Source organism: Citrobacter sp. TBCS-14, from assembly GCF_005280805.1.
Taxonomy (GTDB): domain Bacteria; phylum Pseudomonadota; class Gammaproteobacteria; order Enterobacterales; family Enterobacteriaceae; genus Citrobacter; species Citrobacter gillenii.
The window spans coordinates 1-206 of record NZ_SZWM01001148.1 but is presented as its reverse complement, the minus strand read 5'-3'; the positions used below and the strand labels follow the sequence as shown (position 1 = coordinate 206).

At 50.5% G+C, this 206-nt stretch carries 1 protein-coding gene; it reads right to left on the bottom strand.

The window, feature by feature from the left end; genetic code table 11:
• Positions 1-109 (bottom strand): DUF6453 family protein (locus FDX22_RS30690; RefSeq protein ID WP_222592572.1); only part of this gene is annotated, 109 nt, incomplete at its 3' end.
• Positions 110-206 lie beyond the last annotated feature (97 nt).

The following is a 206-nucleotide window of genomic DNA, read 5'->3' as shown; positions in this document are numbered from 1 at the left end:
GGGATGACCAGCCCGAGAACGATGTACAAAAACTGGGGGCGCGAAGCCCCGCAGTAATTGCCATCACCGGACGGCCATCGTTGTAATCAATCAGAATACCTTCCGGCATTATGACCACCTCCCGACGACAACCCGTCCACCACCAGATAAATTGACGGTCACACCATTACCATCAATTTTGACAACGTTATTAACACCGTTGAATG